This is a genomic window from Paramagnetospirillum marisnigri (assembly GCF_001650715.1).
GTDB lineage: Bacteria > Pseudomonadota > Alphaproteobacteria > Rhodospirillales > Magnetospirillaceae > Phaeospirillum > Phaeospirillum marisnigri.
In genome coordinates this window covers 1-2,239 of the sequence record NZ_LWQT01000115.1, presented here as the reverse complement: position 1 = coordinate 2,239, position 2,239 = coordinate 1, and the positions used below count along the sequence as shown (strand labels likewise).

The following is a 2,239-nucleotide window of genomic DNA, read 5'->3' as shown; positions in this document are numbered from 1 at the left end:
CAGCCTGATCAATCCGGCCAAGCCCGCCGGAGATCAAACGGCGACTGCGCTGTTACACCAATCCAAGGGACACGATCTTGCCGTCAGCTTGGACCGGCGAACTTCATGCCTTCTCTCTTTCCCAGAAAATTGGCATCATCGCGGCCATGTCGCAAAGTCAGCTCCACCTATTCGAACAGCGATTCCCATCGGCGAAGCCTTCATCGCGGGCCGATGGCCGCGCGCCTGCTGATCTCTGCTCGTTGCCGGATCAAGAATTGGTGGCAGGAATCGCCACCGCTGGGATCGCGGAAATCTTCGCCCTGATGGCCGAATGTGGGCGGCGTAAGTTGACGGCGGCTGTGCCAGCCCTTGAGGGTATCTGCAAGAGGTTCTCCGGCTTTGGCCTCAATACCTTGATCCGTGAGCAAGCTGTGGCACTTGAAGCCTTGGTTGAAATCGGCGGCCCAGAGGCGGCGACTGCGGTGGAGCGGATCATTGCGCGAGATATGGTTCAGGGGCCTGGGTTGGTGCTGGCTGTTGCCGCCGCAGCTCGAACCGGGGTTACCCTGCCTCCCAAAGTGACGATGCGGTTGCTGCGTCATGACGAACCTGATGTCCGTGCCACTGCCTGTCACAGCGCCCGATTGGATCCTGATGTTGTCGCTATCTTGCTGGATCTTCTAGATGATCTGCCCCCCCGCGTTCGCATTGCCGCGGCCTGCGCCCTTGGCCGATTTGGGAAGGTTGATGCCCTGGAGGCGCTGAGCGAAGCGTTGGAAGCGGCACCCAGCATAGAAGTGATTGATGCCTTGGCCGACATTGCCGACGACGATGCCGTCGTGCTGCTTGGTCGGGTGGCGCAAGATCGGCCCGACCTGACCGAAGCAGTGTTATCGGCTCTTGATGAGTGTGGATCAGCGTTGGCCGCAAAAGTGGCCGATCGGGTTCGGAGATTGCCGAGATCTACAACCGCCATGATTGGCCCGCACGATATCGTCGTCGAGATCGATGAAATCCCCTACATCGGCAGATGCGAGTTGAAAGGAAAGACGGTGGTGGTCACCTCCGAGTTCGGTTCCAAGGCGCAGGCGGTTGGCGAATTTCCTCCTGACGTCGTGGCCAAGCGTCTGCTGGCTGCACTTGTTCGCGAAGCTGAGGGCCATGTCTGACCTCCGGCCCCGTCCATCCCGTGTTCTTCAGCGGCGCGCCCGCCGTGCGCGGCTGATCCTGATGGCGATCCTCGTCATTGGGCTCGGCGTGGCCTACTATGTTAGAGTATCCGTGCTCAGTTAATGTCGTCGTCGATACTCGGCTCCCTTCAATCGAGACCAGCAGTGCTGGGGATAGGTCGCACCTTTTCGTAGCACGAAAGGGGAGTGCGACAGACAGTGGAAAGATCCCCCATGTGCGCAGAATACATTCCGCCCATACACTCAAGCAGCCGACGAGGCTGGGAGGATCTCCGCACACTCGAGCGTGACTATTTTCTGCTGGCGGCATTTGGCGGCCCGTCCGAATGGCAGCCCGTCATGGAAAACCTTGGTCTTGACCGGGTAGAGGCTGCTCGCATCGCCAATGCCATGTCTCCCCTAGCCCAGCCACCGAAGTCAATTGAGGAGCGCAGTCAGCGAGAGCAGGACGCGTTGACATTCCTGGCCAATCGCCCTTTGGGCTCTGCATTGAAGGAAGCCATTGGGCGACGTGACGGAATTCTGGATATGCCCAACGAAGAGCCTGCGGCGCAGTTCCGGGCGAAAGATGGAGCGCCATCTGAGGTTCGAACAGGTGTTTTCTATCATCCCACCAATGAGATGCGGCCTCGATACGGGCATGAAGGCCAGAGACTGCGCGGCGGCGTCACGGCGACCTTGGAAACGGTGCTTAAAGCCGCACGAAATGCCAGCCACCACATGTTACGCGCCCTTTCCGGGGTTTCGAAAAGGCATCTCCTGCCTCGCATCAAAGCGATTGGCGGCGCCATTCAGAAGGGTGCTGGGGAGACTTTCAGCGCCGCAGCAACCCGCCTGAGAATAACGAGATCGATCCCGCTCAAGAGTCTGGCTGCCGAGAACAGCGATGGCATTACGCCCATTTCAGATCAAGATCTACGGGAAGCTTCGGTCGAACGCTGGCGCCAAATGGGAGAAACCATTAAGGCCATGACCGTTGCTTCTGCTCTGCGCGGCTACCCACCCGCTCTCGAATTCATCCGGATCATCGCACCGGACATAGGGCCTTTCGATGATTCGAAGATACG

At 59.1% G+C, this 2,239-nt stretch carries 2 protein-coding genes; both read left to right on the top strand.

The window, feature by feature from the left end; genetic code table 11:
• The first annotated feature begins 77 nt into the window (after positions 1-77).
• Positions 78-1,151, top strand: coding sequence for a HEAT repeat domain-containing protein (locus A6A04_RS19540; RefSeq protein WP_068495701.1), 1,074 nt, complete (start codon positions 78-80; stop codon positions 1,149-1,151).
• A gap of 234 nt (positions 1,152-1,385) precedes the next feature.
• On the top strand, positions 1,386-2,239 hold an 854-nt coding region (locus tag A6A04_RS19535; protein WP_156612705.1), incomplete at its 3' end, for a hypothetical protein.